The 5,513-nt window shown below is 44.8% G+C and carries 8 protein-coding genes; all 8 read right to left on the reverse strand.

Annotated elements, in window-relative coordinates:
• Nucleotides 1-51: 51 nt before the first annotated feature.
• The 8 genes from ROA7023_RS25915 to ROA7023_RS25950 all read right to left on the reverse strand — a co-directional run bounded on the left by ROA7023_RS25915 (nucleotide 52) and on the right by ROA7023_RS25950 (nucleotide 5,438).
• Nucleotides 52-510 carry a scaffolding protein D gene (locus tag ROA7023_RS25915; protein WP_000084700.1) on the reverse strand — a complete coding sequence of 153 codons (459 nt, stop codon included), beginning with the start codon at nucleotides 508-510 and terminating at the stop codon, nucleotides 52-54.
• Nucleotides 507-746: a phage DNA packaging protein C gene (locus ROA7023_RS25920; RefSeq protein ID WP_016670801.1), complete on the reverse strand. Its 240-nt coding sequence runs from the start codon at nucleotides 744-746 to the stop codon at nucleotides 507-509. The genes ROA7023_RS25915 and ROA7023_RS25920 overlap by 4 nt, the downstream gene beginning before the upstream one ends.
• Entirely contained in the window at nucleotides 679-831 is a 153-nt protein-coding gene (locus ROA7023_RS25925) for a hypothetical protein (RefSeq protein WP_435988044.1), read from the reverse strand. Before ROA7023_RS25925 ends, ROA7023_RS25920 begins: the two co-directional genes overlap by 68 nt.
• Complete coding sequence (locus tag ROA7023_RS25930) at nucleotides 764-2,305, reverse strand: replication endonuclease (RefSeq protein WP_000252566.1); 1,542 nt, start codon at nucleotides 2,303-2,305, stop codon at nucleotides 764-766. Before ROA7023_RS25930 ends, ROA7023_RS25925 begins: the two co-directional genes overlap by 68 nt.
• Nucleotides 2,306-2,368: 63 nt before the next feature.
• A complete protein-coding gene (locus tag ROA7023_RS25935; RefSeq protein ID WP_000466547.1) occupies nucleotides 2,369-3,355 on the reverse strand; it encodes a Minor spike protein in 987 nt (328 codons plus the stop codon).
• Between the two features lie 8 nt (nucleotides 3,356-3,363).
• Entirely contained in the window at nucleotides 3,364-3,891 is a 528-nt protein-coding gene (locus ROA7023_RS25940; RefSeq protein WP_000487867.1) for a hypothetical protein, read from the reverse strand.
• A gap of 110 nt (nucleotides 3,892-4,001) precedes the next feature.
• Nucleotides 4,002-5,285: a major capsid protein gene (locus ROA7023_RS25945; protein ID WP_000065572.1), complete on the reverse strand. Its 1,284-nt coding sequence runs from the start codon at nucleotides 5,283-5,285 to the stop codon at nucleotides 4,002-4,004.
• A 36-nt stretch (nucleotides 5,286-5,321) separates the two neighbouring features.
• Nucleotides 5,322-5,438, reverse strand: coding sequence for a phage DNA packaging protein J (locus ROA7023_RS25950; RefSeq protein WP_000033471.1), 117 nt, complete (start codon nucleotides 5,436-5,438; stop codon nucleotides 5,322-5,324).
• Nucleotides 5,439-5,513: the final 75 nt, after the last annotated feature.

Raw genomic sequence — 5,513 nt, forward strand, 5'->3', positions numbered from 1 at the left:
ACGGCTGCGGACGACCAGGGCGAGCGCCAGAACGTTTTTTACCTTTAGACATTACATCACTCCTTCTGCACGTAATTTTTGACGCACGTTTTCTTCTGCGTCAGTAAGAACGTCAGTGTTTCCTGCGCGTACACGCAAGGTAAACGCGAACAATTCAGCGGCTTTAACCGGACGCTCGACGCCATTAATAATGTTTTCCGTAAATTCAGCGCCTTCCATGATGAGACAGGCCGTTTGAATGTTGACGGGATGAACATAATAAGCAATGACGGCAGCAATAAACTCAACAGGAGCAGGAAAGCGAGGGTATCCTACAAAGTCCAGCGTACCATAAACGCAAGCCTCAACGCAGCGACGAGCACGAGAGCGGTCAGTAGCAATCCAAACTTTGTTACTCGTCAGAAAATCGAAATCATCTTCGGTTAAATCCAAAACGGCAGAAGCCTGAATGAGCTTAATAGAGGCCAAAGCGGTCTGGAAACGTACGGATTGTTCAGTAACTTGACTCATGATTTCTTACCTATTAGTGGTTGAACAGCATCGGACTCAGATAGTAATCCACGCTCTTTTAAAATGTCAACAAGAGAATCTCTACCATGAACAAAATGTGACTCATATCTAAACCAGTCCTTGACGAACGTGCCAAGCATATTAAGCCACTTCTCCTCATCCAACGCGTCAGTTTTTGACAGAATCGTTAGTTGATGGCGAAAGGTCGCAAAGTAAGAGCTTCTCGAGCTGCGCAAGGATAGGTCGAATTTTCTCATTTTCCGCCAGCAGTCCACTTCGATTTAATTCGTAAACAAGCAGTAGTAATTCCTGCTTTATCAAGATAATTTTTCGACTCATCAGAAATATCCGAAAGTGTTAACTTCTGCGTCATGGAAGCGATAAAACTCTGCAGGTTGGATACGCCAATCATTTTTATCGAAGCGCGCATAAATTTGAGCAGATTTGTCGTCACAGGTTGCGCCGCCAAAACGTCGGCTACAGTAACTTTTCCCAGCCTCAATCTCATCTCTCTTTTTGCGTTCTGCTTCAATATCTGGTTGAACGGCGTCGCGTCGTAACCCAGCTTGGTAAGTTGGATTAAGCACTCCGTGGACAGATTTGTCATTGTGAGCATTTTCATCCCGAAGTTGCGGCTCATTCTGATTCTGAACAGCTTCTTGGGAAGTAGCGACAGCTTGGTTTTTAGTGAGTTGTTCCATTCTTTAGCTCCTAGACCTTTAGCAGCAAGGTCCATATCTGACTTTTTGTTAACGTATTTAGCCACATAGAAACCAACAGCCATATAACTGGTAGCTTTAAGCGGCTCACCTTTAGCATCAACAGGCCACAACCAACCAGAACGTGAAAAAGCGTCCTGCGTGTAGCGAACTGCGATGGGCATACTGTAACCATAAGGCCACGTATTTTGCAAGCTATTTAACTGGCGGCGATTGCGTACCCGACGACCAAAATTAGGGTCAACGCTACCTGTAGGAAGTGTCCGCATAAAGTGCACCGCATGGAAATGAAGACGGCCATTAGCTGTACCATACTCAGGCACACAAAAATACTGATAGCAGTCGGCGTGTGAATCATTAGCCTTGCGACCCTCGGCAGCAAGAACCATACGACCAATATCACGAAAATAGTCACGCAAAGCATTGGGATTATCATAAAACGCCTCTAATCGGTCGTCAGCCAACGTGAGAGTGTCAAAAACGATAAACCAACCATCAGCATGAGCCTGTCGCATTGCATTCATCAAACGCTGAATAGCAAAGCCTCTACGCGATTTCATAGTGGAGGCCTCCAGCAATCTTGAACACTCATCCTTAATACCTTTCTTTTTGGGGTAATTATACTCATCGCGAATATCCTTAAGAGGGCGTTCAGCAGCCAGCTTGCGGCAAAACTGCGTAACCGTCTTCTCGTTCTCTAAAAACCATTTTTCGTCCCCTTCGGGGCGGTGGTCTATAGTGTTATTAATATCAAGTTGGGGGAGCACATTGTAGCATTGTGCCAATTCATCCATTAACTTCTCAGTAACAGATACAAACTCATCACGAACGTCAGAAGCAGCCTTATGGCCGTCAACATACATATCACCATTATCGAACTCAACGCCCTGCATACGAAAAGACAGAATCTCTTCCAAGAGCTTGATGCGGTTATCCATCTGCTTATGGAAGCCAAGCATTGGGGATTGAGAAAGAGTAGAAATGCCACAAGCCTCAATAGCAGGTTTAAGAGCCTCGATACGCTCAAAGTCAAAATAATCAGCGTGACATTCAGAAGGGTAATAAGAACGAACCATAAAAAAGCCTCCAAGATTTGGAGGCATGAAAACATACAATTGGGAGGGTGTCAATCCTGACGGTTATTTCCTAGACAAATTAGAGCCAATACCATCAGCTTTACCGTCTTTCCAGAAATTGTTCCAAGTATCGGCAACAGCTTTATCAATACCATGAAAAATATCAACCACACCAGAAGCAGCATCAGTGACGACATTAGAAATATCCTTTGCAGTAGCGCCAATATGAGAAGAGCCATACCGCTGATTCTGCGTTTGCTGATGAACTAAGTCAACCTCAGCACTAACCTTGCGAGTCATTTCTTTGATTTGGTCATTGGTAAAATACTGACCAGCCGTTTGAGCTTGAGTAAGCATTTGGCGCATAATCTCGGAAACCTGCTGTTGCTTGGAAAGATTGGTGTTTTCCATAATAGACGCAACGCGAGCAGTAGACTCCTTCTGTTGATAAGCAAGCATCTCATTTTGTGCATATACCTGGTCTTTCGTATTCTGGCGTGAAGTCGCCGACTGAATGCCAGCAATCTCTTTTTGAGTCTCATTTTGCATCTCGGCAATCTCTTTCTGATTGTCCAGTTGCATTTTAGTAAGCTCTTTTTGATTCTCAAATCCGGCGTCAACCATACCAGCAGAGGAAGCATCAGCACCAGCACGCTCCCAAGCATTAAGCTCAGGAAATGCAGCAGCAAGATAATCACGAGTATCCTTTCCTTTATCAGCGGCAGACTTGCCACCAAGTCCAACCAAATCAAGCAACTTATCAGAAACGGCAGAAGTGCCAGCCTGCAACGTACCTTCAAGAAGTCCTTTACCAGCTTTAGCCATAGCACCAGAAACAAAACTAGGGACGGCCTCATCAGGGTTAGGAACATTAGAGCCTTGAATGGCAGATTTAATACCAGCATCACCCATGCCTACAGTATTGTTATCGGTAGCAAGCACATCACCTTGAATGCCACCGGAGGCGGCTTTTTGACCGCCTCCAAACAATTTAGACATGGCGCCACCAGCAAGAGCAGAAGCAATACCGCCAGCAATAGCACCAAACATAAATCACCTCACTTAAGTGGCTGGAGACAAATAATCTCTTTAATAACCTGATTCAGCGAAACCAATCCGCGGCATTTAGTAGCGGTAAAGTTAGACCAAACCATGAAACCAACATAAACATTATTGCCCGGCGTACGGGGAAGGACGTCAATAGTCACACAGTCCTTGACGGTATAATAACCACCATCATGGCGACCATCCAAAGGATAAACATCATAGGCAGTCGGGAGGGTAGTCGGAACCGAAGAAGACTCAAAGCGAACCAAACAGGCAAAAAATTTAGGGTCGGCATCAAAAGCAATATCAGCACCAACAGAAACAACCTGATTAGCGGCGTTGACAGATGTATCCATCTGAATGCAATGAAGAAAACCACCATTACCAGCATTAACCGTCAAACTATCAAAATATAACGTTGACGATGTAGCTTTAGGTGTCTGTAAAACAGGTGCCGAAGAAGCTGGAGTAACAGAAGTGAGAACCAGCTTATCAGAAAAAAAGTTTGAATTATGGCGAGAAATAAAAGTCTGAAACATGATTAAACTCCTAAGCAGAAAACCTACCGCGCTTCGCTTGGTCAACCCCTCAGCGGCAAAAATTAAAATTTTTACCGCTTCGGCGTTATAACCTCACACTCAATCTTTTATCACGAAGTCATGATTGAATCGCGAGTGGTCGGCAGATTGCGATAAACGGTCACATTAAATTTAACCTGACTATTCCACTGCAACAACTGAACGGACTGGAAACACTGGTCATAATCATGGTGGCGAATAAGTACGCGTTCTTGCAAATCACCAGAAGGCGGTTCCTGAATGAATGGGAAGCCTTCAAGAAGGTGATAAGCAGGAGAAACATACGAAGGCGCATAACGATACCACTGACCCTCAGCAATCTTAAACTTCTTAGACGAATCACCAGAACGGAAAACATCCTTCATAGAAATTTCACGCGGCGGCAAGTTGCCATACAAAACAGGGTCGCCAGCAATATCGGTATAAGTCAAAGCACCTTTAGCGTTAAGGTACTGAATCTCTTTAGTCGCAGTAGGCGGAAAACGAACAAGCGCAAGAGTAAACATAGTGCCATGCTCAGGAACAAAGAAACGCGGCACAGAATGTTTATAGGTCTGTTGAACACGACCAGAAAACTGGCCTAACGACGTTTGGTCAGTTCCATCAACATCATAGCCAGATGCCCAGAGATTAGAGCGCATGACAAGTAAAGGACGGTTGTCAGCGTCATAAGAGGTTTTACCTCCAAATGAAGAAATAACATCATGGTAACGCTGCATGAAGTAATCACGTTCTTGGTCAGTATGCAAATTAGCATAAGCAGCTTGCAGACCCATAATGTCAATAGATGTGGTAGAAGTCGTCATTTGGCGAGAAAGCTCAGTCTCAGGAGGAAGCGGAGCAGTCCAAATGTTTTTGAGATGGCAGCAACGGAAACCATAACGAGCATCATCTTGATTAAGCTCATTAGGGTTAGCCTCGGTACGGTCAGGCATCCACGGCGCTTTAAAATAGTTGTTATAGATATTCAAATAACCCTGAAACAAATGCTTAGGGATTTTATTGGTATCAGGGTTAATCGTGCCAAGAAAAGCGGCATGGTCAATATAACCAGTAGTGTTAACAGTCGGGAGAGGAGTGGCATTAACACCATCCTTCATGAACTTAATCCACTGTTCACCATAAACGTGACGATGAGGGACATAAAAAGTAAAAATGTCTACAGTAGAGTCAATAGCAAGGCCACGACGCAATGGAGAAAGACGGAGAGCGCCAACGGCGTCCATCTCGAAGGAGTCGCCAGCGATAACCGGAGTAGTTGAAATGGTAATAAGACGACCAATCTGACCAGCAAGGAAGCCAAGATGGGAAAGGTCATGCGGCATACGCTCGGCGCCAGTTTGAATATTAGACATAATTTATCCTCAAGTAAGGGGCCGAAGCCCCTGCAATTAAAATTGTTGACCACCTACATACCAAAGACGAGCGCCTTTACGCTTGCCTTTAGTACCTCGCAACGGCTGCGGACGACCAGGGCGAGCGCCAGAACGTTTTTTACCTTTAGACATTACATCACTCCTTCTGCACGTAATTTTTGACGCACGTTTTCTTCTGCGTCAGTAAGAACGTCAGTGTTTCCTGCG

This window comes from Roseisalinus antarcticus, assembly GCF_900172355.1.
In the GTDB taxonomy this organism is placed as follows: Bacteria; Pseudomonadota; Alphaproteobacteria; order Rhodobacterales; family Rhodobacteraceae; genus Oceanicola; species Oceanicola antarcticus_A.